Source organism: Paucibacter sediminis (assembly GCF_030254645.1).
Lineage (GTDB): Bacteria > Pseudomonadota > Gammaproteobacteria > Burkholderiales > Burkholderiaceae_C > Paucibacter_B > Paucibacter_B sediminis.
In genome coordinates this window covers 230859-255373 of sequence record NZ_CP116346.1, presented here as the reverse complement: position 1 = coordinate 255373, position 24515 = coordinate 230859, and the positions used below count along the sequence as shown (strand labels likewise).

Annotated in this window: 19 protein-coding genes and 1 pseudogene; 14 read left to right on the top strand and 6 right to left on the bottom strand. The window is 68.7% G+C overall.

The window, feature by feature from the left end; translation table 11 throughout:
- The first annotated feature begins 89 nt into the window (after positions 1-89).
- On the top strand, positions 90-428 hold the full coding sequence (locus tag PFX98_RS01180) for a hypothetical protein (RefSeq protein WP_285233338.1): 339 nt from the start codon (positions 90-92) through the stop codon (positions 426-428).
- Between the two features lie 185 nt (positions 429-613).
- Here PFX98_RS01180 and PFX98_RS01175 read toward each other — a convergent pair whose 3' ends face one another.
- The gene (locus PFX98_RS01175) at positions 614-955 is read right to left on the bottom strand and encodes a hypothetical protein (protein WP_285233337.1); all 342 of its coding nucleotides are present in this window, start codon (positions 953-955) and stop codon (positions 614-616) included.
- A 270-nt stretch (positions 956-1225) separates the two neighbouring features.
- On the opposite strand from PFX98_RS01175, the gene secA reads away from it, so the two are divergent.
- From secA to argJ, 4 genes are all read left to right on the top strand, one after another.
- Positions 1226-3961: a preprotein translocase subunit SecA gene (gene secA / locus PFX98_RS01170; protein WP_285233336.1), complete on the top strand. Its 2736-nt coding sequence runs from the start codon at positions 1226-1228 to the stop codon at positions 3959-3961.
- A 219-nt stretch (positions 3962-4180) separates the two neighbouring features.
- The gene (locus PFX98_RS01165; RefSeq protein ID WP_285233335.1) at positions 4181-4741 is read left to right on the top strand and encodes a PEP-CTERM sorting domain-containing protein; all 561 of its coding nucleotides are present in this window, start codon (positions 4181-4183) and stop codon (positions 4739-4741) included.
- Between the two features lie 36 nt (positions 4742-4777).
- Positions 4778-5431, top strand: a complete 654-nt coding sequence (locus PFX98_RS01160) for a PEP-CTERM sorting domain-containing protein (protein WP_285233334.1) — start codon at positions 4778-4780, stop codon at positions 5429-5431.
- A 105-nt stretch (positions 5432-5536) separates the two neighbouring features.
- On the top strand, positions 5537-6766 hold the full coding sequence (argJ, locus tag PFX98_RS01155; protein WP_285233333.1) for a bifunctional glutamate N-acetyltransferase/amino-acid acetyltransferase ArgJ: 1230 nt from the start codon (positions 5537-5539) through the stop codon (positions 6764-6766).
- 12 nt (positions 6767-6778) lie between these two features.
- Here argJ and ureE read toward each other — a convergent pair.
- From ureE to PFX98_RS01140, 3 genes and pseudogenes are all read right to left on the bottom strand, one after another.
- A pseudogene (gene ureE / locus PFX98_RS01150) lies at positions 6779-7315 on the bottom strand (urease accessory protein UreE); the annotation flags it as partial.
- Positions 7316-7587: 272 nt separating this feature from the next.
- Positions 7588-9033: a hypothetical protein gene (locus tag PFX98_RS01145; RefSeq protein WP_285233332.1), complete on the bottom strand. Its 1446-nt coding sequence runs from the start codon at positions 9031-9033 to the stop codon at positions 7588-7590.
- 78 nt (positions 9034-9111) lie between these two features.
- Positions 9112-10044, bottom strand: a complete 933-nt coding sequence (locus PFX98_RS01140) for a formylglycine-generating enzyme family protein (RefSeq protein WP_285235513.1) — start codon at positions 10042-10044, stop codon at positions 9112-9114.
- 481 nt (positions 10045-10525) lie between these two features.
- Between PFX98_RS01140 and PFX98_RS01135 the strand changes: the two genes are divergently transcribed.
- The 9 genes from PFX98_RS01135 (at position 10526) to PFX98_RS01095 (ending at position 21640) form a co-directional block, all read left to right on the top strand.
- Positions 10526-11986, top strand: a complete 1461-nt coding sequence (locus PFX98_RS01135; RefSeq protein ID WP_285233331.1) for a COG3014 family protein — start codon at positions 10526-10528, stop codon at positions 11984-11986.
- A gap of 16 nt (positions 11987-12002) precedes the next feature.
- Positions 12003-12404, top strand: coding sequence for a YcfL family putative periplasmic lipoprotein (locus tag PFX98_RS01130; protein ID WP_285233330.1), 402 nt, complete (start codon positions 12003-12005; stop codon positions 12402-12404).
- 40 nt (positions 12405-12444) lie between these two features.
- Positions 12445-13062 (top strand): penicillin-binding protein activator LpoB, encoded by a 618-nt coding sequence (gene lpoB / locus PFX98_RS01125; RefSeq protein WP_285233329.1) that lies wholly within the window; start codon positions 12445-12447, stop codon positions 13060-13062.
- Positions 13063-13078: 16 nt separating this feature from the next.
- Entirely contained in the window at positions 13079-13948 is an 870-nt protein-coding gene (locus tag PFX98_RS01120; RefSeq protein ID WP_285233328.1) for a hypothetical protein, read from the top strand.
- 29 nt (positions 13949-13977) lie between these two features.
- Positions 13978-14910, top strand: coding sequence for an alpha/beta hydrolase (locus tag PFX98_RS01115; RefSeq protein WP_285233327.1), 933 nt, complete (start codon positions 13978-13980; stop codon positions 14908-14910).
- A gap of 14 nt (positions 14911-14924) precedes the next feature.
- Positions 14925-16178 carry a class I SAM-dependent methyltransferase gene (locus PFX98_RS01110; RefSeq protein WP_285233326.1) on the top strand — a complete coding sequence of 418 codons (1254 nt, stop codon included), beginning with the start codon at positions 14925-14927 and terminating at the stop codon, positions 16176-16178.
- 92 nt (positions 16179-16270) lie between these two features.
- Entirely contained in the window at positions 16271-17479 is a 1209-nt protein-coding gene (locus tag PFX98_RS01105) for a vanadium-dependent haloperoxidase (protein ID WP_285233325.1), read from the top strand.
- Between the two features lie 400 nt (positions 17480-17879).
- Positions 17880-18782, top strand: a complete 903-nt coding sequence (locus PFX98_RS01100; protein WP_285233324.1) for a phosphate/phosphite/phosphonate ABC transporter substrate-binding protein — start codon at positions 17880-17882, stop codon at positions 18780-18782.
- Positions 18779-21640, top strand: a complete 2862-nt coding sequence (locus PFX98_RS01095) for an EAL domain-containing protein (RefSeq protein ID WP_285233323.1) — start codon at positions 18779-18781, stop codon at positions 21638-21640. The genes PFX98_RS01100 and PFX98_RS01095 overlap by 4 nt, the downstream gene beginning before the upstream one ends.
- Here PFX98_RS01095 and PFX98_RS01090 read toward each other — a convergent pair.
- Together PFX98_RS01090 and PFX98_RS01085 are read right to left on the bottom strand one after the other, a co-directional pair.
- Complete coding sequence (locus tag PFX98_RS01090; RefSeq protein WP_285233322.1) at positions 21594-22115, bottom strand: YcnI family copper-binding membrane protein; 522 nt, start codon at positions 22113-22115, stop codon at positions 21594-21596. The two genes, PFX98_RS01095 and PFX98_RS01090, sit on opposite strands and share 47 nt — an antisense overlap.
- A gap of 12 nt (positions 22116-22127) precedes the next feature.
- Positions 22128-24515 carry a TonB-dependent receptor gene (locus PFX98_RS01085; RefSeq protein WP_285233321.1) on the bottom strand — a complete coding sequence of 796 codons (2388 nt, stop codon included), beginning with the start codon at positions 24513-24515 and terminating at the stop codon, positions 22128-22130.

The window sequence follows — 24515 nt, the reverse complement described above, 5'->3', positions numbered from 1 at the left end:
CAGACGGATCACCAATTGACTACAGGGCTCAAGGAGCGGAACTAGACCGCCGCCGGATGGTCAGGGAGGCAATAGCCACCGGCCGCCCCATGGTTTCCATGACGCGGGCTGAGTTAGAAGGGGCGCTTGGGCTGCCGGATCGTGTGAATGCGGCCCAGTACGGTGCGCAGCAGCAGGATCAGTTGATTTACTACCGTAACGGCCGAACCCTCTATGTCTACACAAAGAATGGCATCGTCACGGCGATCCAGGACACCGAGGGCGGAGGGCCGGCTTATCAACCTGCTGCAAAGCGCTGTGCTTCGTCGCGCGAGATTCGGGATATAGAGATTCGAATGAGCGAAATTGCCAATCGCGGCAACGACCGCTTGCAAGCTGAGCTTCAGAAGCAACTGCATACCGGCAAGACTTGCCAGTGGCCCGTTTAGTTTGTTCCGTTGCTTTGCGTACCGGCTAGAACGGGCCTGCTGTTAGCTACTTGGTGATGGGGGAACAACTGGGGGGCACGAATTCCGAATGTTCCTGTTGTCTGTGAATGAATTCAATTGGTTATCACGACTTTTCGAATCCGATAGCCGCACCATCTCGCTGAATCAGGCGCTTCAAGCCCCATCTAATGCTGCTGCACCTTGATGCGTAGCTTGCCCTGCATCAGGCCCTGTTCCTGCAGCAGCAGCTCCAGCCGGGGCTGCAGCTGACGCAGCTTGGCGGCCACCGCGGCATTGGCCGCCAGCATGGTCCAACCTTCCTCATCCAGCGGCCCCGCGAACACGAAGCGCGCCAGCGCGCCCGGCAGGGCCACGCGCACCACGGCCATGCGCCGGTTCGATTCCTGCATCAGCAGGCCCAGCCGCGCCAGCCCGCTATGCTGGCTCAGCGCCGTGGCGATGGTCAGGGGCTCGGGCACGGAGGGGCCCTTGGGCTGGGCCAGGTAGCGGGGCGAGCGGGAACGCATGGCCTCAGTGTAGTCCCGGGGCCGGCGCGGCGAGGGCACAGGGGGCCGGATGCTAAACTCCGCGGGTTTTTCTGGAGCGAGAAGCTGCCGGGCGCGCGCTTGCATTTGCGCGGGGGCGCCCCCAGTTTGTTCCGGCGTCAGAAATTTCCAAACCAATAAACAAACCCGCCACGGCCTGAGCGCGACCGCATTCCGGTGCGCCTGGCGCCGCCGAACATCTTTAGCGTCCAGGCTTGCGCCGGGGCGCACGCTACCGAACCACTACGCTGCATGTTGCCCAAGCTTCTTACCCAGATTTTCGGCAGTCGCAATGACCGCCTGCTCAAAGGCTACCGTCGCATCGTCCAGCAGATCAATGCGCTGGAGCCGCAGTTCGAGGCGCTCAGCGACGAGCAGCTGCGCGGCAAGACGGCGGAGTTCAAGCAGCGCGTGGCCGGCGGCGAGAGCCTGGACGCGATCCTGCCCGAGGCCTTCGCGGTCTGCCGCGAGGGCGGCAAGCGCGCGCTGAAGATGCGCCACTTCGATGTGCAGCTGATCGGCGGCATGGTGCTGAATTCCGGCAAGGTGGCCGAAATGCGCACCGGCGAGGGCAAGACCCTGATGGCCACGCTGCCGGTCTACCTGAATGCGCTCACCGGCAAGGGCGTGCATGTGGTGACGGTGAACGACTACCTGGCACGCCGCGATGCCGAGTGGATGGCCAAGCTCTACAACTTCCTGGGCCTCACGGTGGGTATCAACCTGCCGCAGATGCCGCGCGAGGAGAAGCAGGCCGCCTACGCCGCCGACGTCACCTACGGCACCAACAACGAATACGGCTTCGACTATCTGCGCGACAACATGGTCTACGAGACCAAGGACCGCGTGCAGCGCGGCCTCTCGTACGCCATCGTCGACGAGGTCGACTCGATCCTGATCGACGAGGCGCGCACGCCGCTGATCATCTCGGGTCAGGCCGATGACCAGACCGATGTCTATCTGGCCATCAACAAGGTCTCGCCGCTGCTGAAGAAGCAGATCGGCGAACTGGACCCGCGCACCGGCGAGGGCGTCGAGGTGCCGGGCGACTTCACCGTCGACGAGAAGTCGCACCAGATCTACCTGACCGAAGACGGCCACGAGAACGCCGAGCGCCTGCTCGCCGAGGCCGGCCTGCTGGCCGAGGGCGCGAGCCTCTACGACGCCGGCAACATCACGCTGATGCACCACCTGTACGCGTCCTTGCGCGCCCAGCACGTGTATCACAAGGACCAGCATTACGTGGTGCAGAACGGCGAGGTCATCATCGTCGACGAGTTCACCGGCCGCCTTATGACGGGCCGCCGCTGGAGCGATGGCCTGCACCAGGCCGTGGAAGCCAAGGAAGGCGTGGCGATCCAGAGCGAGAACCAGACGCTCGCCTCCATCACCTTCCAGAACTACTTCCGCATGTACGGCAAGCTCTCGGGCATGACCGGCACGGCCGATACCGAGGCCTACGAGTTCCAGGAGATCTACGGCCTCGAGACCGTGGTGATCCCGCCGAACCGCCCGACCATCCGCAAGGACGAGCTGGACCTGGTCTACAAGACCTCGAAGGAAAAATTCGACGCGGTGATCCTGGACATCCGCGACTGCCACAAGCGCGGCCAGCCGGTGCTGGTGGGCACCACCTCGATCGAGAACTCCGAGCTGATCTCCGAGCTGCTGAAGAAGGCCAAGCTGCCGCACCAGGTGCTGAACGCCAAGCAGCATGCCCGCGAGGCCGAGATCGTGGCCCAGGCCGGCCGCCCGGGTGTCATCACCATCGCCACCAATATGGCGGGCCGCGGCACCGACATCGTGCTGGGCGGCAACGTTGAGAAGCAGATCCAGTTCATCGAAGCCGACGCGGCGATTGCCGAGGCCGACAAGACCGCGCGCATCCAGCAGCTCAAGGACGAGTGGCAGGGCCTGCACGATAAGGTCAAGGCCGAGGGTGGCCTGCGCATCATCGCCACCGAGCGCCATGAGAGCCGCCGCATCGACAACCAGCTGCGCGGCCGTTCGGGCCGCCAGGGCGACCCCGGCTCCTCGCGTTTCTACCTCTCGCTGGACGACCAGCTGATGCGCATCTTCGCGGGCGACCGCGTGCGCGCCATCATGGACCGCCTGAAGATGCCCGAGGGCGAGGCGATCGAGGCCGGCATCGTGACGCGCTCGATAGAGAGCGCGCAGCGCAAGGTCGAGGCCCGCAACTTCGATATCCGCAAGCAGCTGCTCGAGTACGACGACGTCTCCAACGACCAGCGCAAGGTGATCTACCAGCAGCGCAACGACATCCTCGAGGCCGAGACCCTGGTGGCCCAGATGGCCAATCTGCGCGCCAGCAGCCTGACCGATGTGGTGCGCACCTTTGTGCCGGCCGAGAGCCTGGAAGAGCAGTGGGACCTGCCCCAGCTCGAGCGCGTGCTGAAGGACGAGTGGCAGCTCGAGGTGCCGCTGGTGGCCGAGCTCAAGAAGAGCGACTCCATCACCGACGAAGACATCGTTGAACTGGTGGTGAAGGCCGGCGACGCCTCCTTCGCCGACAAACTCGAGCGCGTGGGCCTGGAGCAGTTCACGCCCTTCATGCGCATGGTGCTGCTGCAGTCGATCGACCAGCATTGGCGCGAGCATCTGGCGGCGCTGGACTATCTGCGCCAGGGCATCCATCTGCGCGGCTACGCCCAGAAGAACCCCAAGCAGGAGTACAAGCGCGAGGCCTTCGAGCTGTTCTCCCAGCTGCTGGACGTGGTGAAGATGGAAGTCACCCGCACCCTGCTGAACGTGCGCATCCAGTCGCAGGAGGAGGCCAGCCGCGCCGCCGAGGCGATCGAGGAGCGTGCCGAGCAAGTCAGCAACGTGACCTACACCCACCCCAACGAGGATGGTTCGGTCTCGCAGGACACCGACCCGGCCACGCAGTTCGGCCATGTCGGCCGCAACGATCCCTGCCCCTGCGGCAGCGGCAAGAAGTACAAGGCCTGCCACGGCAAGCTCAGCTGAGCCGCTGGAGTTCCCGCAGCAGGGCCGCTTCCGCGGCCCTTTTTCATGTGCGGGCATCCCCCCGGCTTGCGGGGGACTGTGCGCTATTGCGCGAATTTCAAGCGCCGCCCACATGGGTGGGGGGTGCCCAGAACCCGGGTACCCCCCTAAAGTGAAGTCCACGGTGCGGGAGGTAGGCACCGTGCCGGTGCATCCAGACCCAACAAGACATCCACGCTTATGAAGAAGATCAAACTTGCGGCAATTTCCACCTGCTTGGCTCTGGCCGCTGGCTCGGCGCTTGCCGCGCCGGTCAGCTTCAACAGCGGCGTCCTGCACGGCAATCTGCTCAATGGCGGGGCGTTCAGCGAGTCGCACCCCTTCAATGTCGATGCCGACGGCCTGTTCGACCTCAGCCTGCTGACCCGCAGCAAGGACGCCAATGACGTCACCATCCAGTCGGTGGTGCTCAGCAAGGGCGCGCAATCCTTCGTGTTCGACAGCACGCCCGACGCCACCGCCTTCATCAGCTCCGGCTGGCAGATCGTCGCGGGGACCGAGACGAATGCCAAGGGCAAGACGATTCCGGTGACCTTCTTCGACGACACCATCGCGCTCAGCCGCGTGTTCCTGAGCGCCGGGCATTGGACGCTGACCGTCAACGGCCTGGATCGCAACGACAAGGTGGCGGGCTCCTACACCGTCACGGCCAATGCGGTGCCTGAGCCGCAGAGCCTGGCGCTGGTCGCGCTGGCGCTGGCCGGTGTGGCCGTGTTTGGCCGCAAGCGCGCGGCGCGCTGATCCCTGTCCTCGCCCCGACAACAAGGTACCGACGAGATGAACGCCTACAGCAAGACTTTGATCGCCACGCTGGCCCTGGCCGGCGCCGCCGGGGCGCAGGCCCTAGGCAATGTGAGCATCGAATATGTCTCCACCAGCGGTGTGGAGCTGAGCACCACGCTGACCGATGAATTCCTGTCCGGCGCGATGCAGTACACCGCGGGCGGCCAGAGTTTTGCCGCCTTCTGCATCGAACTGGCGCAGACGCATGCCCCGTCCGCCCTGGGCAGCCAGATCTACACCGCCTCCAGCTTCGGCGGCGCGACCGGCGTGCTGCTGCAAGGCCTGTTCTCCAGCAACTACGGCAGCGTCAGCAGCGACTTCCAGAAGGCCGCCTTCCAGACGGCCATCTGGGAGATCACGCATGAAAAGACGGCCGCGCTGGATGTGAACGCCGGCACCTTCCAGTTCGGCTGGACCAGCACCGGCAGCACGGCCGACGACTCGGCACTGGCCTCGCTGGCGAACAAGTACCTGTCGGACGCCCAAGGCTACCAGGGCGACGCCAAGTACACGCTGACGCGCCTGTCCAACCCGACCTACCAGGACCTGGTGACGGTCTCCAGCGTGCCCGAGCCCGGCAGCTATCTGCTGATGGCCACCGGCCTGATGGCGGTGGGCTTCATGGCGCGCCGCCGCCAGGGGCGCTGAGCCCAGGGCCCGCAGGGCGCAGGCAGGAAAAGGGCTTTTTCGGAAGCCCTTTGTCATTCGGGGGTGCCTACAATTCGCGCCATTCCCTTCTGTCAGAGCCAGCCCATGCCCGTCAATCTCAGCGCCCCCGATCCCGCCTCTCTGTTCCCCGTGCCCGGTGTGCGCCTGGGGGTGACGATGGCCGGCATACGCAAGGCCAACCGGCGCGATCTGAGCGTGATCGCGCTGGACGAGGGCGCCGCGGTGGCCGGCGTGTTCACCAAGAACCGTTTCTGCGCCGCGCCGGTGCAGATCTGCCGCGAGCACCTGGCTTCGCACGGCGGCATCCGCGCCATCCTCATCAACACCGGCAATGCCAATGCCGGCACCGGCGAAGACGGCCTGCAGCGCGCGCGCCAGAGTTGCGACGCGCTGGCCCGGCTGATGGGCGTGCAGCCCAGCCAGATCCTGCCCTTTTCCACCGGCGTGATCATGGAAACCCTGCCGGTGGATCGCATCATCGACGGCCTGCCGGCCGCGCTGGCGGCGCTGAAGGCCGATGCCTGGGCCGATGCCGCCGCCGGCATCATGACCACCGACACCTTGCCCAAGGCGGCCTCGCGCCGGGTGCAGATCGCTGGCAAGACCGTCACCATCAGCGGCATCTCCAAGGGCGCCGGCATGATCCGTCCGAACATGGCCACCATGCTGGGCTTCGTGGCCACCGACGCGAACATTGCGCCCGAGCTGCTGCAAAGCCTGGTGCGCGATGCGGCGGACGCCTCCTTCAACCGCATCACCATCGACGGCGACACCTCGACCAACGATTCCTTCGTACTGATCGCCACTCAGCAGGCCGGCCATGCGCGCATCGAGAGCCTGGCCAGCGCCGAGGGTCAGGTCTTGCGCGAGGCGGTGATCGCGGTGTCGCAGCAGCTTGCCCAGGCGATCGTGCGCGACGGCGAGGGCGCCACCAAGTTCATCACGGTGCAGGTGGAGGGCGGCCGCGACGAGGCCGAATGCCAGCTGGCCGCCTACGCGATCGCGCATTCACCGCTGGTCAAGACGGCCTTCTTCGCCAGCGACCCCAACCTGGGTCGCATCCTGGCGGCGGTGGGCTATGCCGGCATCGCCGACCTGGACCAGACCCTGATCGATCTGTTCCTCGACGAGGTGCATGTGGTGCGCCAGGGTGGCCGCCACCCCGACTATCGCGAGGAAGACGGCCAGCGCGTCATGAAGCAGGCCGAGATCACGGTGCGCGTGAAGCTGCACCGCGGCCTGGCCCACACCACGGTGTGGACCTGCGACCTCAGCCACGACTACGTGTCGATCAACGCCGACTACCGCAGCTGAGTTCGTGCATCAATGCCGGCAGCCCGGCCCATGCACATGCACGACCTGCTCGTGCTGGTGGCCGTGCCCGTGATCGTGCCCATGGCCGGCATGTGATTCCGCATAGGCGCCCGCCTCGGGCTCGAAGGCGGCCTGCACCTCGGTGACGATCAGATGCATCTGACGCAGCAGCTGCGCCAGCACATGGTCGGGCTCGAGCTGCAGATGCTCGGGCGTCAGTTCCAGCTGCACATGCCGGTTGCCCAGGTGGTAGGCCGCGCGCAGCAGGTCGAAGGGCGAGCCATGCTCGGCGCAGCTGCTGACGCGCAGCAGCGCCTGCGGTGCGGCCTGCACCTGGATCAGCGAGCCATCCTCGGCCACCAGCACGTCGCCACCGCGCATCACGGTGCCGCGCTGCAGGAAGATGCCCAGGGCGCGGCCCTGGCTGTCGCTCGCATCGAGCCGGCTTTTCTGGCGCTGGTCCCAGTCCAGCGAGAGGCTGGTGGCGCGCTTGAGCAGGGCCGGGGCCAGGCCCTGGCCGCGGGGAATGAGTTTGTTGACGGTCAGCATGCTAAGGGGCCCTCTGCGAGCCCTCCATGGGTCGCGGCGGGATCTTAGCGGGATGTTGGCCAAGGCGCGAACCGCCGCCCAGACCGGTGTCTGGGCAAGGCTCGCAACGCCGGCCAACGCCCGCCAAGTCCCGCCCCGAAGGGTTCGCGAGATAACGGGCCTGCTCGGGCGTTGCGGTGCTCGGCTTCGGGCCGCAGCCCGACCATCGCGCCGCGCCTACGAGCCGGCCCGTTCTCTCACGAACGCGGCCATGGAGGGCTCGCAGAGGGCCCCTAAAAGTCTACCGCCCGGGTCTTCATGCCCCTCGCGATCAAGGTGGCATTGATCAGCTGGGCCTCCTCGCGGGTGGCGAAGGGCCAGATGGTGGCGCGCCAGCCCTCGGGCGTCTGCATCACCTCGGCCTGCAGGCGGCTGCGATCGCCCACGGTTTGCGCCACCATGGCGCGCATGCGCGTCAGCATCGCCTCGGCGTCGCTCTTGCTGGCCAGGCTGGGGCCCACCAGGGCCACCACGCTCTGGCTGCGCGCGGCGAGCCGGGCGGTGGCCGTCTTGGCGGCCTCCGAGGGCGCTTCGCCCGAGAGCGTGCCGGCCGCGGAGGCGGCGGGCGCGGGCTCCGGCTTCTTGGCCGGCGCCGGCTTGGGCGCGGGCGCGCTCGCCGCGGCCGCCATCGCCGGTCTGGGCGGCTGGCTGGCGGCCTGGCTGGCAGCTTCGGCGGCCGCCTTGCGGGTGCGCGGCGTGCTCACCATATTCGGCCTGATGCTGGGAATGGTGCCGGCCGGCGCAAGTTCGTTCGGCAGCTCGGCTGCCGTCACGCCCACGGCTGCCGGAGGTGGCGCCGATGCCGGGATGGATGCCGATGCTGGTGACGATGCCGGCACGGAAGCGGCCGTGGCCGCCGGCATGCTGGGCTGGCTGGCCGGCGCGGCCACCGGCTCGGCTGCGGCGCTGGCGGGCGCGCTGGCCGCGCTGCTCCCGGCGTTGATGGCGCTGGCGGGGCTGGCGGCCGGGCTGGGCGCGGAGGCGGCGCTTGGTGGCGCCTCCTGCTGCGGCCCGGCCGAGGGCCAGAGCAGCCAGGCCGGCAGGGCCAGCAGGGCGGCCAGCAGCAGGCCCAGCGCGGCGACACGGCGCTTGTCCAAGCAGCGCCGCCCCAGCATCAGCAATTCGCTGCCATCGCCCTGGCCGATCAGCACGCGCGTGCGGGCGTCGCCGACATCGATGCCGGCGCTGGCAAGGTAGAGCTCCATCGGCCAGGCCCCCTGGCTGGCCCTGGCCACCAGGCTTTCGTCGATGGCGACGATGCGTTGCGGCCAATCGGCCTCGCCGGGCTGGGCGGTGTAGCCATGGGCGAGCGCGAACTGGGCCACCTGGGCCGACCGCAGGCCCGGGATGAAGCGTTCGCTGAAGACCGGCCAGGGCAGTTCGCCCAGCAGGCCGCGGGTCGGGCTGGCAAACAGCTGGCGCGGGTCCAGCGCCTTCCACCAGGGCTGCGGCGCAGCGAAGGCCGCGGTCGCCCGGCTGGCTGCATCGGCCGCGCGTGTCAGTGCCTCCTCCTCGCTGACCTCGTCGGTCAGGGTCGGCTCGCTCGCCTCCGCTGGCCGGCTGCCGCGCATGAAGGGCAGGGCCACGACACCCAGGGTGTGCACATCGCCGGGTGTGATGCGCAACGCCAATGGATGCCGGTTGTGCCAGGCCACCAGCTGTTCGACCAAACGCTCCATGCTCTCCCTAAGTCATTCCGTCAGATCCGGATGATGGGGTATCGGCAGATTGGGGTCAGGTCTGAATGGGTCAGCCTGTCAGGGCAACTCGCGCACCAGCCGCATGCCCACCAGGGTGTAGCGAGTGTCCGGATCGTTCCAGTTGCGATAGGACGCGCGGGCATAGAAGCTCCAGGTGTGCCAGGAGCCGCCGCGCCGCACCTTGACGCCGCCCTCGGCCGGGCCCTGCGGATCTTCCACCGGCGAGTGGGCGTAGTAGTCGTCGCCATGCCAGTCCGACACCCATTCCCAGGCGTTGCCATGCATGTCGTGCAGACCCCAGGCATTCGGCGCAAAGCTGCCCACCGGCGCGGTGAAGGAGAAACCATCGTGATGCGGCAGCGCAAAGGCACGCCATTGGGGCCAGAGGCTGGCGCTGTCCTGGTCGAACACATTCGCCACCTGGGCCAGGCTCTCGGGCGCATCGCCGCTGTGATAGCGGGTGCGGCTGCCGGCGCGGCAGGCGTACTCCCATTCGGCCTCGGTGGGCAGGCGGTAGCGCCGGCCCTCGGTCTGGCTGAGCCAGGCCGCCAGCGCCTGGGCGTCGTGCCAGGTCACGTTCACCACCGGATGCTCTTCGCTCTGCGTGAAGCCGGGGTTGCGCCAGGAGTAGCGTCGCTGCCGCCCCTCGAAGGCGTCGCCGCGCGCGCTGCTGGCGGGGTCGTAACTGGGGTTGTAGCCATAGCCCCCGGTGCCGTCGCGCTCGGCGTCGGGCACATAGCCGGAGGCGAGCAGAAAGCGGCGGAACTGGCCCACCGTGACCTCGTGCTGGCCCATCTGGAAGGCGCGTGTGATGCGCACCCTATGCACCGGCGCCTCGTCCGCCAGCAGCAGGAAGCGCTCGCGCGGGTATTGCGGGTAGGCCTGGGCCAGGGCGTCCGGGCGCTCGTCGCTGCCCATCATGAACTCGCCCGCCGGGATGGTGACGAAGTGCATGCCCAGGCTGTTGGTGCTGCGCTCGGGCGGCGCCATCCGCCCGCCGGCGCAGCCCCCCAGCAAGGCGCAACAAAGCAGCAGGCCGGCAACGGCCGGGGGCGCGATGGACGGGAATGCGGGCAGATGCATGAGCCCAATGATCCGACCGCCGGGCGATGTGCGCGCCTGCCGAAAACCCTGCTTGAGTGTCAGGTCTTGCCCTGTGACTTTCTCCCCAACTTCTACCCCCTTCATGGGATATACGAAAAGTAACAGCGTGCTACATTTTCCGCCGTTTGACGCGTTCCGGCCGCGCAAGGCCGGGGTGCTTGGACAACGGCGCCGCTGCATTGGCGGCATGTTCAATGCAATGCTCACGAGAGGATGCAGGGCGCGCCGGGATGGGTCCGTGCAAGCGGATCGGCCTTGCTCTCTCCGATCGAGCTGGGAGAGTAATTTGAATAATCACAAGATCTTGCGCTCATGGGGTGCCCTGAGCCTGTCTGGCGCGTTGTTGCTGCTGGGCGGCTGCGCGTCCATGCAGAGCCACGACAAGCATGCCTCGGCCGTGCAGGCCACCGCCCGTACCGGCGGCGTGGCGGCGGCGCTGGCCCAGCATGAGGCCTCCGCCACTTCGGCCGACGCCAAGGCCGAGCTGCTGTTCAATATGGAGCGCGGCGAGCTGCTGCGCCTGAACAAGCGTTATGCCGACAGCACCGAGGCCTTCCTGCTGGCCGACCAGAAGGTGCAGCAATGGGAAGAGACCGCCAAGACCAACCCCAGCAAGCTGCTGGGCATGGCCGGTGCGGCGCTGATCAGCGAGCGCCTCAAGGTCTACGAAGGCCAGGACTATGAAAAGGTCTGGCTGACCACGCGCCTGGCGCTGAACCGCCTTTCCGAGGGTGACCTGGAGAAGGCGCGCGTCGACGTCAAGCGCACCCACGAGCGCGAGGCGGTGATTGCCGAGCTGCGCGCCAAGGACACCGCGGCGGCCGAGGAGGAAGCCAAGTCCAAGGGCGTGGATGCCAAGGGCAAGGAGCTCAACGGCTATCCGGTCGAGACGCTCAACGACCCCGAGGTGCTGCAACTCAAGAACGGCTACCAGAATGCGCTGAGCCATTACCTGGCCGGCTTCATCTACGAGGTGACCAATGAGCCGGGCCTGGCAGCACCGGGCTATCGCAAGGCCATCGAGCTGCGCCCCGAGACGCCGCTGCTGGAAGAAGGCCTGCGCGGCCTGGACGACCGCACCAGCTTCACCCACAAGCGCCGCCAGCAGATGACCGACGTGCTGTTCGTGGTGGAGGCCGGCAATGCACCGGCGCGCAAGCCCAAGGGCTTCACCATCCCGGTGCCGGTGGGCGGTTCGCTCCGCACGGTGAGCATTTCCTACCCGGTGATCGACCCGTCCAAGGACGCGATGCTGAGCAATCTGCAGGCCGGCGGCCGTGACTTCAAGCTCGAGCGCGTGGTGGACGTGAACGTGATGGCACGCCGGGCGCTGAAGGACGAAATGCCCGGCATGGTGCTGCGTGGCGTGACCCGCGCGGTCGCCAAGGCAGTGGTGCAGAACGAGCTGGAAAAGCGTGCCGGCATGTTCGGCGCGCTGGTGGGCATCGCCGCCTCGGCGGTGACTGAGCAGGCCGACGACCGCATCTGGCGCATGCTGCCCGGTCGCGTCTATCTGGCCCGCGGCTATCTGCCGCCCGGTGAGCATCAGGTGAGCATCAATGGCCGCGCGCTGGATGCACCGGTGAAGGTGGCGGGCCAGTACGCCGTGGTGCCGCTGCGCGTCTACGAGGAGCAATTCCTGGTCGGCGACGTGTCGCAGTTCGGCCGCCTGATGGCCGCCGCGCCGCCGGCCGCCGCACCCGCCGCCACCGCTGCGGTGGTGAGCGAACCGGTCAAGCCCGCGGCCAAGCCGGCCGCCAAGCCCGTTGCCAAGCCGGCCGCCGCCAAGCCCGCGGCAGCCGCCACCGCCACGCCGACGAAGAACTGAAGTGAGGATCAAGAAGATGCAACGCAAGGCAATCAAACCCGTCAGCGCCGCCCTGTTCGCCCTGGGCCTGCTGCTCGGCACCGGCGCCCAGGCCCAGAAGGCCGACGAAACCTCGCCCGCCATCGCCGCCAAGCTGGACCTGCGCGGTTCGCCCAAGGGCATCAAGGTGGCCGAGATGCGCATCCAGCGCAAGAACGACACCCTGGTGGTGCAGGCCGATCTGCAGAACGTCGAGAACAAGGACCGCGTGGTGTTCCACCGCTTCCGCTGGCTCGACTCGGTGGGCAATCAAGTGGGCGATGGCGAGGGCTGGAAGCAGACCACCGTGCTGGGCCTGCAGACCGTCACCCTCAAGGGCGTGGCCCAGCATCCCTCGGCCGTGGACCTCAAGCTCGAGATGAGCGTGGAAAGCAAGTGAGCGCCCGGCGCGCACAGACAGAACAAGGAAGGACAAGAACATGAAGACCAAGCTCACGATCCGTACGACCCTCACGCTCGCCGCCCTGCTGGCGAGCGCCGTCCTCGCCGGCTGCGAGACCCATGTTTCCTCACCGGTGGTGCGCTTCCAGCGCCAGGTGAACTATGGCGACTCCAAGGCGGTGGAACTGGTCACCAACGAGTTCGGCTCCACCGACCTGCAGATGATTGCCGAGAAGATGGTGGGCAGCCTGCTCGAGACCGGCATCTTCCAGGGCCGCCCCACGGTGACCATCTCGACGGTGAAGAACAAGACCAGCGAATACATCGACACCACCAATGTGATGAACTCGATCCAGACCGCCCTGGTCAAGTCGGGCAAGGTGCGCTTCACCCGCTCGATCAACGAGATGCAGCAGGGTGTGGACGAGTTGCAGCGCCAGAACCAGAGCGGCCTCTACAAGCAGAACACCACCGCCAAGGTGGGCCAGATGACGGCCGCCAAGTACAGCCTGGAAGGCGAGCTGACTTCCATCGTGAAGCAGAATTCGCAGACCAAGGACGTGTACTACAAGTTCACGCTGAAGATGTTCGATGTGCAGGAAGGCACGATCGAATGGCAGGAAGAAAAAGACATCCGCAAGACCAGCAAGCGCTGAGCAGGGAGAAGAGCATATGAACCGTCGCAACATCATCACCGGCGCCTGCCTGGCCGCGCTGGCCGCTCTGGCCGGCGTGGCCCAGGCCCAGCAGGGCCAGCCGCCCAAGGTGGCCGTCACCGACCTTGCCTACACCCAGGCGGTGGCCCAGTACTTCGAAGCCGGCACCGTCAAGAGCAGCGGTGGCGTCACGGCCAACCAGCATGGCATCGTCGCCACCCAGCAGAGCTCGGGCACCTATGTCTCGGGTACCTACAGCTATATGGAGCAGCGTGAGCTGGGCTCCTTCAGCAACGACATTCGCGGCGCCATGCTCAAGGGCGGCCAGTTCCGCCTGGTGCAGGGCAAGCGCTTCGATGCCGGTGACCCGCAGCCTACCAAGGCCGAGCAGGCGCTCAACCAGATCCAGACCGGCAAGATGGCCAAGCCGGTGCGCCAGCCCGAGGTCAAGGACGTGATCGCGCGCATCAAGAAGGGTGAGTTCAACGGCGCCGACTATGTGCTGTTCGGCACCCTCACCAGCCTGGAGTTCCGCGATTCGCTCTCGCCCCTGCAGGGCACCACCAGCGCCTCCTACCAGTTCAGCCTGGACCTGGTGGCCGACTTCTCGCTCATCAGCACCAAGACCTACGAGATCAAGGCCTCGTTCTCGGCCCAGGGCGCCGGCAACGACACCAAGCTGCTCTCCAACCGCGGCGACGTGCAACCGCCCAACCGCGGCAAGGTGATACGCGAGACCTCCAAGAGCTTGGCCGAGAACGTCTACGAGCAGATGGCCGACCAGTTGGGCCTGCCGGGCCTGCCCGAGAGCGGCAACACGCCGCGCCGCAGCGGCAATGCGATGCCGCCGCCGGCCTCCAACGAGGGCACCGTGATCCTGAAGTGATCGTTGCGCGCGCATTGCGCCGGGCTTGCATGGCCTGGCTCCTGCTGCTGGGCACGCCCGGCTGGGGGGCCGGGCCTTCTGCTTTATTCACGCCGCTGGAATTGCCGACGGCGCGTGAGGCTCAGGTCTTGCTGGCCTGGCACCGGCCGGCCCTGCTGGCGCCGGCGCGCTACCAGGTGCTGGTGCTGCCCGGCTCGGGCTGTAGTGGCTGGGCGGGGGTGGCCGAGCCGATGTTCCGTGGCCTTGGCCATGCCGAGCTACTGCTGCTGCACAAGCCAGGCGTGCAGCCCTGGGAGCGCCACGCTGCGGAGGATTGCCCCGCCGATTTCGTGCGGGCCGATCGCCTGAGCGCCTGGCTCGCCGACGCGCGCGCGGCCCTGCAGGCCTGGGTGCGCCGGCCCCAGTCCGAGTCTGGCCCCGCAGGCCTGCCGGTGCTGCTGATCGGCGTCTCCGAGGGGGCCGAGTTGCTGCCCGAGCTGGCGCCCGAGATTCCCGGGCTGCGCGGACTGGTGATGATTGGTGGCTCGGGCCTGGACCCGGCCGAAGCGGCCGAGCTGCAGGCTCGGCGCCTGGGCGAGGCGCGCGCCTGGGCCAGCGTGCGCGCCGCCGCACAAGGGCCGCTCGCTGACGCCACGCTGCGCGATGGCCGCAGCCTCGGCTACTGGCGCGACCTGCTGGCCTGGCGCGTGGCCGAACCCCTGCTGGCCGGCGACGCAGACCTGTTGCGTGCCTGGGGCGGCCGCGACGCGCTGGTGCCGCCGCTGGCCTACCAGCGCTTTGCGGCGCTGGCCGCTGTGCGCCGTCCCGAGTCCTTCTGCGACTGGCCGGTGCCCGAGGGCAATCATGGCCTGCAGTCGCCGGGGGGCGACCATCTGCAGCGCCTGTGGGCCGGGCTGGAGCGCTGGGCACGCGAGCCCGGGCGGCGCCTGTGCGCGATGGCGGACAATCGGGACCCGCCCTAGCACCAGCACCGCCCGTGTCCCCTTCCTTTTTCCAGCAACTCCTGCGCAGCGAAGCCCCTGCCGCCCCGGATGCCCTCCAGCGCTTCATGCATCTGCTGGCCCTGTCCCTGCAGACCGGCAGTTTCGGCAAGCTGATGCTGGGCAAGCCGCAGGGCGGCGATGCCGATCTGGAGCGCCTGCTGGTGCGCGAGGTGCAGCTGCGCGGCGAGCGCCAGCTCTCGATGGTGTGGCGCCATCGCACCAAGGACGTCACCAAGAACCACGGCTTCGACGAGGGCCTGGCGCTGCTGCATGGGCTGCTGGGCCGGCAGTTCCTGCATGCCCATCTGCTGACCCAGGGCGAGGACGTGCAGCTGAGCTTCAGCCGCAAGGGCAAGGCCAGCTTGCGGGTCGGCAAGCTCAGCGCAGCGGCCGATGCCAGTGCTGCCGAGGCCGGCACCGACGAACACAACCGCGACAAGCAGCGCTACCTGGATCTGCAGCGCCCGTTCTGGGCCGATCTCGGCCTCACCCATTCGGTCAAGGGCGATTTGCAGCTGGTGCCGGCGATGTCGCGCAAGTGGAAGCAGATCAACAAATTCATCGAGGTGTTCGCGGCCGCGCTGAAGGCCTCGCGCCTGGCGGACAGCCCGGACGTGCATGTGGCCGATTTCGGCTCGGGCAAGGGCTATCTGACCTTTGCCACCTACGACTATCTGCGCGGCCTGGGCAAGGACGCCCAGGTTACCGGTGTCGAGCTGCGCGACGACATGGTGAAGCTGTGCGGCGCGGCCGCGGCCCGCCATGGCCTGGCGGGCCTGCGCTTCGACCAGGGCGATGTGCGCAGCTACACGCCGGCGCGGCTGGACGTGATGATCGCCCTGCATGCCTGCGACATCGCCACCGATTACGCCATCCACCTGGGCCTGCGCGCCGGCGCCGCCATCATCATGTGCTCGCCCTGCTGCCACAAGCAGCTGCGCCCGCAGCTGAAGTCGCCCGCGCTGTTGCGGCCGTTGCTGCAGCATGGCATCCACATGGGCCAGGAGGCCGAGATGGTGACCGACGGCCTGCGCGCGCTGCTGCTCGAGGCCGAGGGTTACGACACCCAGGTGTTCGAGTTCATCTCGCTGGAGCACACCAGCAAGAACAAGATGATTCTGGCGGTCAAGCGCGCCGTGCCGCTGCCGGCGGCGCGGCGCCAGGAGCTGCTGGACCAGATCGCCGAGATCAAGCGCTTTTACGGCGTGCGCGAGCAGGCGCTGGAGAGCCTGCTGTGCGCGGCCTAGGCGGCGGGCGGCAGAAGAAGGGACAAGCAGGGTTTTGTCGCGACGCCGCCAGGGTTCCATGATCGAAGCTCCTTCGTAAACCGGGAGCGACCATGAACACCTTGCTGCGTCTGAGTGTTGTTGCCATGCCCGTCCTGCTGGCTGCGGGCGCGCGAGCCGATGTGGTGACGGACTGGAACCAGAGGGCCAGCGAGATCACCGTGGCCCACCAGGCCGGGCCCTGGGGCCAGGCGCCGATGGTGCTGATCCAGGCGGCGGTGTTCGAATCCGTGAATGCCATCACGCGGCGTTTTCCGCAGGCCGGCTACCTGAAGCTGGAGGCGCCGGCCGGGGCCTCGATCGACGCCGCCGTGGCCGCGGCCAACCGCGTCGTGCTGAACCGCATGGCGACGACGCAGACCGCGGCCATCGAGGCGGCCTACCAGGCGGCGCTGGCCGCGATCCCGGACGGGCCCGCCAAGGCGGACGGCATCGCGCTGGGTGAGAAGGCCGTGGCCGGCATCCTGGCGCTGCGGGCCCCCACGGGCGCGTCGCCGGTGTTCTACCGCCCCGTCACCGGCCCCGGCCAGTATGTGCCGACGGTGCTGCCGGTCATGGCCGACCTGCCGCCCGGGAAATGCTGGCTGCTCGAGCGGCCCGATCAGTTCCGCCCCGGGCCGCCCCCTGATCTGAAGAGCGCGGTCTGGGCGCGCGACTACAACGAGGTCAAGGCCTTCGGTGCGCGCACCGGCAGCCAGCGCGATGCCGAGCAGACCGAGATCGCCCGCTTCTGGGCCGCGACGACGCCGACCATCTACTACCCGATCGCCCGCTCGGTGGCGAACCAGCCTGGGCGCGAGCCGACGCAGAACGCGCGCCTGCTGGCGGCCAGCGGGCAGGCCATGGTGGACGCCATCGACGCCGTCTTCGACGCCAAGTACCACTACCACTTCTGGCGCCCCTTCACGGCGATCCGCAATGGCGACCGGGACGGCAACGACGCCACCGAGCGCGACGCCGGCTGGCTGCCCCTGATCGACACGCCCATGCACCCCGAGTACCCCTGCGCGCATTGCACCATCGCCGGCTCGCTGGGCGCGGTGCTGAAGGCCGAGATCGGCGATGGGCCGACGCCGCGCCTGTCCACCACCAGCCCGACCCTGCCCGGCGTGACGCGCTCATGGACCAGCGTCGACGCCTTCATGCAGGAGGTCATCAATGCGCGCGTCTACGACGGCGTGCATTACCGCAACTCGGGCGAGGTCGGCCGCGCGCTGGGCAACAAGGTCGGCGAGCTGTCGGCGGCCAAGCTGCTGCGCTGAGCGCTCGCGCGGCTAAAGAAAGAAGGGCGGACCCGGTGAGGGGTCCGCCCAAATGCGCTGAATAAGACACCGCCCGTGGACATGGCAAAAGCCTGTGGGGCTGCGGTGTGGAGGCGAGCGCAAATGCGCAGGCAAGAGCGAGCCGCCGGGCGGCACGCGGCCCGGGCGCTATGAAATCAGTGGCATGGCCGGCACAGACGCCAGACCGCGACGTGGAGCGGGCCGGTGATACGGCACGCGGACGGGGGCGGGGCGGCTGTTGCGAAAGCGCATGAGGCTATCATCGGCCAAGGGCAAGCGGGGTATTGCGCCGAAGAAGGCGCCACTATCGAGGCAATCTTGATGGTCTGTTTTTCCCGCTATTTCGACCGATCCTGACCAGAGGGGCGTGATTTTGCGGATGTGGACGAGGCGCGCCTGCCTGGCCGGCCTGACGAGCCTGGCGGCCTGCGGCCGCGACCCCGCGCCGGCCGGCGACTACCAGCCCAGCTATGCCGATGCGCCGGCGGGGGCCGAGGGCGAGTTGCTGTTCGCGGTCCATCCCCTGCACAACCCGGCCAAGCTGTTCGAGGTCTACGGGCCTCTGGTGGACTGGCTCAACCGCCAGCTGCCCGAGGCCAGGCTCAAGCTGCAGGCCTCGCGCAACTACGAGGAGTTCGAGCGCCAGCTGCAGCAGCGGCGCTTCGCCTTCGCCCTGCCCAATCCCTACCAGACCCTGCTGGCCAGCCGGCATGGCTATCGCGTGTTCGCCAAGATGGGCGACGACGAATCCTTCCGCGGCATCCTGCTGCTGCGGCGTGACGGGCCGGTGCACGCGATCGCCGATCTGCGTGGCCGCGCCATCAGCTTCCCGGCGCGCAGCGCGCTGGCGGCGACCATGATGCCGCAGTACTTCCTGCACCGCCACGGCCTGCCGCTGGCCGCCTATGAGCAGCGTTACGTCGGCTCGCAGGAGTCGGCCATCATGAACACCGTGCTGGGCAACACCGCGGCGGCGTCGACCTGGCCGCTGCCCTGGCGCGCCTTCCAGCGCGAGCATCCCGACGAGGCCGCCCGGCTGGTGCAGGCCTGGCAGACCGACACCCTGCCCAACAACGCCCTGGTGGCGCGCGACGACGTGCCGGCCGCGCTGGTGGCGCGGCTGCGCCAGCTGCTGCTGGAGCTGCATCGTCACGCCGAGGGTCAGGTCTTGCTGGCGCGCATCCCGCTGACGCTGTTCGAGGGCGCCGACGAGGCGACCTATCGGCCGGTGCGCCAGTTCATGGACGAATTCGAGCGCTCGGTGCGCGGGGTGCAGGGATGATGCGACTGTTGCGGCCGCTGCTGGCCTGGTGGCGTGGCATCTCCATCCGCATGCAGCTGATGCTGGGCATGGCGGCCAGCCTGGCGCTGTGCGTGAGCCTGCTGGCCTGGCAGCAGCTGCGCACGCAGAGCGAGCTGCTGCGCGCGCAGCATCTGGCCCAGGCGCGCGACCTGGCCGGCGCGCTGGCGGTCAGCGCCGCGCCCTGGGTGATGGCGGACGACCTGGCGGGCATGCAGGAGGTGATTGCCTCGGTGGCCCAGGCCTCCGAGGTGCGCTATGCCATGCTGGTGTCGCTGCAGGGGCGCGTGATGGCGCACAGCCAGGCCGGCCATACCGGCCGTTTCATGAGCGACGCCGCCAGCCGGGCCTTGCTGGCGCAGCCGGCGCGGGTGCAGATCGTGGCGGCCAGCGAGACCTTCACCGACATGGCGGCGCCGGTGATGGCGGGCGCGCGCCAGCTCGGCTGGGCGCGCGTGGGCATGGGCAACGAGGCGGTGCAGCGCGGCGTCGAGCAGGCGCGCACCCAGGCCCTGTGGATGCTGCTGCTGGCCCTGCTGCTGGGCGGCGTGGTGGCGGTGCTGATCGCCGATGGGCTGACGCGCGGCCTGCAGCGCCTGGTGGATGCGCTCGACCAGGTCAGCCTGGGCCAGCGCGGCTTCCGCCTCGGCGCGCAGCGCCACAACGAGCTGGGCCGCCTGGGCGAAGGCTTCGACAGCATGCTGGGGGCGCTGGAGCGCCGCGAGACCGAGAGCCTGGCCGCCGGTGCGGCGCTGGCCGAGAGCGAGCAGCGTTTTCGCGCGCTGTTCGAGCTCGCCGCCGTGGGCGTGGCGCAGACCGACGCGCAGGGGCGGGTGGAGCGCGTCAACCAGCGCTGCGCGCAGATCCTGGGCTGGAGCCAGGTGGACCTGTGCGGCAAGGCCTGGCGCGAGCTGGCCGACCCGCAGGACCTGGTACGCCTGCAGCCGCAACTGGAAGCCCTGCGGGAGGGGCAGATCCACGAGTTCGAAACCGAGGCGCGCTTTGTGCGCGCCGATGGCACGACGATCTGGCTGTCGCTGACGGTGGCCAGCATGGGCGCCGAGGGCGTGCCCGCGCCCGGCATCGTGACAGTGATCCAGGACATCAGCAGCCGGCGCGCCGCCGAGGAAAAGCTGCGCCAGGCCGCGAGCGTGTTCGAGAGCACCAGCGAGGCCATCATGCTGACCGATGCGCAGGCCCGCATCGTCGCGGTGAACCCCGCCTTCACCCAGATCTCCGGCTACGCCGAGGCCGAGGTGCTGGGCCGCAATCCACGCCTGATGCAGTCGGGCCGCCAGTCGCCCGGCTTCTACCGCGAGCTCTGGACCAGCCTGCTCCACACCGGGCGCTGGCATGGCGAGATCTGGAACCGGCGCAAGAGCGGCGAGATCTTCCCGGCCTGGGTCACGCTGAGCGTGGTGAAGAACGAGCGCGGCGAGGTCACCAACTATGTGAGCGTGCTGAACGACCTCAGCCTGATGCGCGAGGCGCAGCAGCAGCTGGACCACCTGAGCGGCCACGACGCCCTCACCAGCCTGCCCAACCGCACCGTGTTCCGCGAGGGGCTGCAGCAGGCGATCGAGCGTGCCCGCCGCGACGGCCGGGTGCTGGCGATGATCTTCGTCGACCTCGACCGCTTCAAGAACGTCAACGACACGCTCGGCCATCCGCTCGGCGACGAGCTGCTGCGCTCCGCCAGCCAGCGCCTGCGCGCGCTGCTGCCGCCCACCACGCTGCTGGCGCGCCTGGGCGGCGACGAGTTCGGCCTGGTGCTGGACGACGATGCCAGCGTGCATGGCTGCCTGGCCTGCGCGCAGCGCCTGCTGCTCGATTTCGAGCGCGCCTTCCATATCGGTGGCCATGCCCTGGTGGTGACGCTGAGTCTGGGCATCAGCCTGTTCCCCGAGGACGCCAGCGACGCCGACACCCTGGTGCGGCATGCCGAACGCGCCATGTACGAGGCCAAGACCAAGGGGCGCAATGCCTACCAGTTCTTCGAGCCCGGCCTGGCCGCGGGGGTGCTGGAACGCCTGATGATGGAAACGGCGCTGCGCGGCGCCGCCGGGCGCGGCGAACTGCGGCTGCATTTCCAGCCCCAGATCGATCTGCGCAGCGGCGCCCTGGCCGGCGTGGAGGCGCTGGTGCGCTGGCAGCATCCGCAGCTGGGCCTGGTGTCGCCGGCGCAGTTCATCCCGCTGGCCGAAGAGGTGGGCCTGATCAGCGAGATCGGCGACTGGGTGCTGCAGCAGGCCTGCGCGCAGATGGTGGCCTGGGAGGCCCAGGGCCTGCGCGTGCCGCGCATCGCCGTCAACCTCTCGGTGCAGCAGATCGAGGACCCGCAGCACATGGCGCGGGTGGCGCAGGCGCTGGCGCACAGCGGCCTGGCCGGCGCGCGCCTGGAGCTGGAGGTCACCGAGTCGCTGATCATGCGCCAGCCCGAGCAGGCGCAGCGGCATCTGCAGGAGCTGCTGAGCCTGGGGGTCGAATTCGCGATCGACGATTTCGGCACCGGCCATTCGAGCCTGGCCTATCTGCGTCGGCTGCCGCTGCACCGGCTCAAGATCGACCAGTCCTTTGTGCGCGACATCGGCGAGGACAGCGGCGGCGAGGCGATCGTGCACGCCGTCATCGCGCTGGCCCGCGCGCTGGGCCTGCACACGGTGGCCGAGGGCGTGGAACAGCCGCACCAGGCCGAGTTCCTGCGCCAGGCCGGCTGCGACACCGTGCAGGGCTACCATTTCGGCCGGCCGATGCCGGCGGCGCAGCTGCTCGAGCGCTGGCTGGACGCGCCCGCTAGGGCGCCGTCGGACGCAGCTCCAGCCGCACCGCCGGGGCCTTGAGGCCCTTGCTGCTGCTACCGCTGGCCGGCACCTCGCTCCAGTCCCACTCGCCCTTCACGCAGGTCTGCTTGACCTTGAACCAGAGCGTGCCGGGCGTGGCCGGCAGGCTGCCGCGCAGCGCGAACTCGTCGTACCAGTCGTCCTGCAGATAGGAGGCCTCGCTGCTGGCGGTCCAGCTCACCTCGGCCAGTTCCTCGGTGACGCTGCGCCCATGGCTCTCGTAGGGCGTGGCGAGCTTTTCGCGGCGCAGCGCCAGCGTCCAGCCCGGCTTGGGGACGGGTTTGGCGCCGCGGAAGCCGGGCGGCAGGATCACGCTCACGCGCGTGGTGGCCGAGCCCTCGCAGCCATGGCCGATGCGCAGCACCGCCTTGTAGGGGCTGCCTGCCGGGGCCTCGGGCTGCTCTAGCGTGACATGGGCGTGGGCGGCGGCGCTCAGCAGCAGGGCGCTGAACAGGATGGGTTTGATGATTTGCATGAGGTGCTCCGCTCAGAGGTCGAACTTCAGTTCCGCATGGAAGGTCCGCTGCGGATAGGGGTGGAAGTTCCAGTACTGGTAGTTGTTGAGGTTGTCGATGCCGCCGGCCAGGGTCCATTGCTTGCTCACCTGCCACTGCATGCGTACATCGGTGGTGAAGAACTTCGAGAAGCCCTGGTAGGCAAAGCCGTTGGGGTCGCTGTTGTTGAGCGTGCCGTACTGGCGGCCCGAGTAGCGCAGGCCGTAGGAGGCCGAGAGCGCCGGCGTCAGCGCGTAGCTCAGCAGCGCGGTGGCGCGCCACTTCGGCACGCGCGGCTGCTGGCGGCCGATGGTGTCGCCCGGCTGCGCGACGAAGCCCTCGTTGGCGAGGATCTTGGAGTCCGCGTAGGTCAGGCTGGCGGCCAGCTCCAGGCCCCGCGTGAGCAGATCGCTGCCCTGGTAGGACAGCTCCATGCCCAGCGTGCGCATGCGCGCGATGTTCTGCGTGCTGCTGACCGACCTGCCCTCGATCACCGCGGCCTGCGCGTACAGCGCATCGCGCGTATCCTCGTGGAACAGCGTGCCGCGCAGCTGCTGCCGCGTGCCGTCCGACCAGCCCAGGCTGAGTTCGCTGGTCCAGCCGCGCTCGGGCTTCAGATCCGGGTTGGTGACGGGGTCGTTGGGCACATAGGCGCCGCCGGCGCTCACGCCGCCCTGGTAGAGCTCGCCCGCGGTGGGGAAGCGCACGGCCCGGCCGGTGGAGAGCTTGGCGGTCCAGTCGGCGTTGATCTCGAGGCCCAGCGCGGCCTTGGGCGAGAGCGCGCGCGCCACGCGCGTGGCGAAGCCCAGGGTCTTGCCGTCCGAGGCCGGCGAGGCCGTCTTGCTGCCCTCGCTGGCGCGCCATTCCTCGGCGCGCAGGCCCAGCACGGCCTGCAGCGCCGGGCTCAGCGTCCAGGCATCTTGGGCGTAGGCGCTGCGCAGCTCGGTGCGGCCGCTGAAGGCGGTGAACAGCGCCGTGGGCGCGCCGCCGCGCCAGTCGGCCAGCTCGCTGACGCGCTGGCGCCAGCGGTAGCTGTCCTGCTGCAGGCCGAAGTCCAGCACATGCCCGGCGCCGGGGCGCAGCACGCCCTTGGCCGCCAGCGTGGACCAGCCGGTGCCGCCCTGGTCGGTGAGGCGGCCGCTGCCGCCTGCATCGGCGCCGGGGCGCGCCAGCAGCGGCGCGCGCGACTCGTCGCGGTCGTACTGGTAGGCGCTGGCGGCCAGCTCGAAGTCGAACGCGCCGCCGCTGTGGCTCTTGATCGAGAGGCCCTGCATCAGGTGCTGCAGCGCGTCGCGCGACTGGCCGAAATCGTTCGCGCCCAGGCTGTAGCCCTTGCCATCGAGGCTGACGGGCGTGGCCTTGGCCGTGCCGCTGTTGGCGGCCGCGGCATAGAAGGGCATGCCGGCGGCGTCGCGCAGATAGCTGATGCTCTGGTTGCGCGTCTCATTGCCCCACCAACCCAGGGTGTAGCTGGCGCGCAGGCTCGGGCTCAGCGCGTAGGCGAGCTTGATCTTGGCATGCTGCTGCACCGTGTGCATCTGGGTGCCGGCGCCCAGCAGCAGCCAGGGCGTGTTGCTCTTGTCGGCGTTCAGGATGCTGCCGCTCAGCGGCGGGGCGCCGGCGGCCGGCGCGCTGCTGGAGAGCGGCTTGGTGATGAAGGTGAGCGGCTGGCCATCGCTGTCGAGGCGGTTCACATTGATCCACCAGGAGAAGGCGCCGGCGCGGTCGCCCAGCGAGGCGCTGGCATGCTGGCCGCCGTAGTTGGCCTCGCTGCCGTAGAGCTTGAAGGGCTGGTGGAACAGGCCGAGCTTGGCATGGGCCTCGAAGGCCTTGGGGCTGCGCGTCTGGTAGTCCACCACCGCGCCCACCGAATTGCCGGCATAGGCGGCCGAGAAGGGGCCGTAGAGCACGTCCACGCGCGCGATCTCCTCCGGCGTCACCAGCCCCCAGCGCGGCGTGAAGCTGGCGCCGTTGCCGAGCAGGTTGGAGAGCTGGATGCCGTCGGCAAACACCAGCGAGCGCGCGCTGTTGCCGGTGCCCGAGGCGCGGGTGGAGAGCACGGCGTGGTTGTAGTCGCCGATATAGCGCTTGCGCACCAGCAGGCTGGGCAGGTATTTGAGGGCGTCCTGGGCATCGGTGGCATTGATGCTGCGCGCGATCTCCTCGGCCGTGATGCCTTCCATGGTGGTGGGGATGTGGGTCGGCAGCGAGCTGGGCGCCTGGCCGACGATCATCACGATGTCGAGCTTGGCGACGGGGGAGGCGGAGGGCGTGGCGGCAATTTCCACGGCGTCATCGCCGCAGTCTTCGCAGGCCTGGGCGGCGGACAGGGCGGCCGTGATTGCCAGGCACAAGAGCCTGGGCATGGAGGGAAACTTCAT

Coding starts and splice junctions, on each gene's coding strand:
- PFX98_RS01180 (WP_285233338.1), top strand. CDS start 90: ATGGTTTCCATGACGCGGGCTGAGTTAGAAGGGGCGCTTGGGCTGCCG.
- PFX98_RS01175 (WP_285233337.1), bottom strand. CDS start 955: ATGCGTTCCCGCTCGCCCCGCTACCTGGCCCAGCCCAAGGGCCCCTCC.
- secA (WP_285233336.1), top strand. CDS start 1,226: ATGTTGCCCAAGCTTCTTACCCAGATTTTCGGCAGTCGCAATGACCGC.
- PFX98_RS01165 (WP_285233335.1), top strand. CDS start 4,181: ATGAAGAAGATCAAACTTGCGGCAATTTCCACCTGCTTGGCTCTGGCC.
- PFX98_RS01160 (WP_285233334.1), top strand. CDS start 4,778: ATGAACGCCTACAGCAAGACTTTGATCGCCACGCTGGCCCTGGCCGGC.
- argJ (WP_285233333.1), top strand. CDS start 5,537: ATGCCCGTCAATCTCAGCGCCCCCGATCCCGCCTCTCTGTTCCCCGTG.
- PFX98_RS01145 (WP_285233332.1), bottom strand. CDS start 9,033: ATGGAGCGTTTGGTCGAACAGCTGGTGGCCTGGCACAACCGGCATCCA.
- PFX98_RS01140 (WP_285235513.1), bottom strand. CDS start 10,044: ATGGCGCCGCCCGAGCGCAGCACCAACAGCCTGGGCATGCACTTCGTC.
- PFX98_RS01135 (WP_285233331.1), top strand. CDS start 10,526: ATGCAGAGCCACGACAAGCATGCCTCGGCCGTGCAGGCCACCGCCCGT.
- PFX98_RS01130 (WP_285233330.1), top strand. CDS start 12,003: ATGCAACGCAAGGCAATCAAACCCGTCAGCGCCGCCCTGTTCGCCCTG.
- lpoB (WP_285233329.1), top strand. CDS start 12,445: ATGAAGACCAAGCTCACGATCCGTACGACCCTCACGCTCGCCGCCCTG.
- PFX98_RS01120 (WP_285233328.1), top strand. CDS start 13,079: ATGAACCGTCGCAACATCATCACCGGCGCCTGCCTGGCCGCGCTGGCC.
- PFX98_RS01115 (WP_285233327.1), top strand. CDS start 13,978: ATGGCCTGGCTCCTGCTGCTGGGCACGCCCGGCTGGGGGGCCGGGCCT.
- PFX98_RS01105 (WP_285233325.1), top strand. CDS start 16,271: ATGAACACCTTGCTGCGTCTGAGTGTTGTTGCCATGCCCGTCCTGCTG.
- PFX98_RS01100 (WP_285233324.1), top strand. CDS start 17,880: ATGTGGACGAGGCGCGCCTGCCTGGCCGGCCTGACGAGCCTGGCGGCC.
- PFX98_RS01095 (WP_285233323.1), top strand. CDS start 18,779: ATGATGCGACTGTTGCGGCCGCTGCTGGCCTGGTGGCGTGGCATCTCC.
- PFX98_RS01090 (WP_285233322.1), bottom strand. CDS start 22,115: ATGCAAATCATCAAACCCATCCTGTTCAGCGCCCTGCTGCTGAGCGCC.
- PFX98_RS01085 (WP_285233321.1), bottom strand. CDS start 24,515: ATGAAGTTTCCCTCCATGCCCAGGCTCTTGTGCCTGGCAATCACGGCC.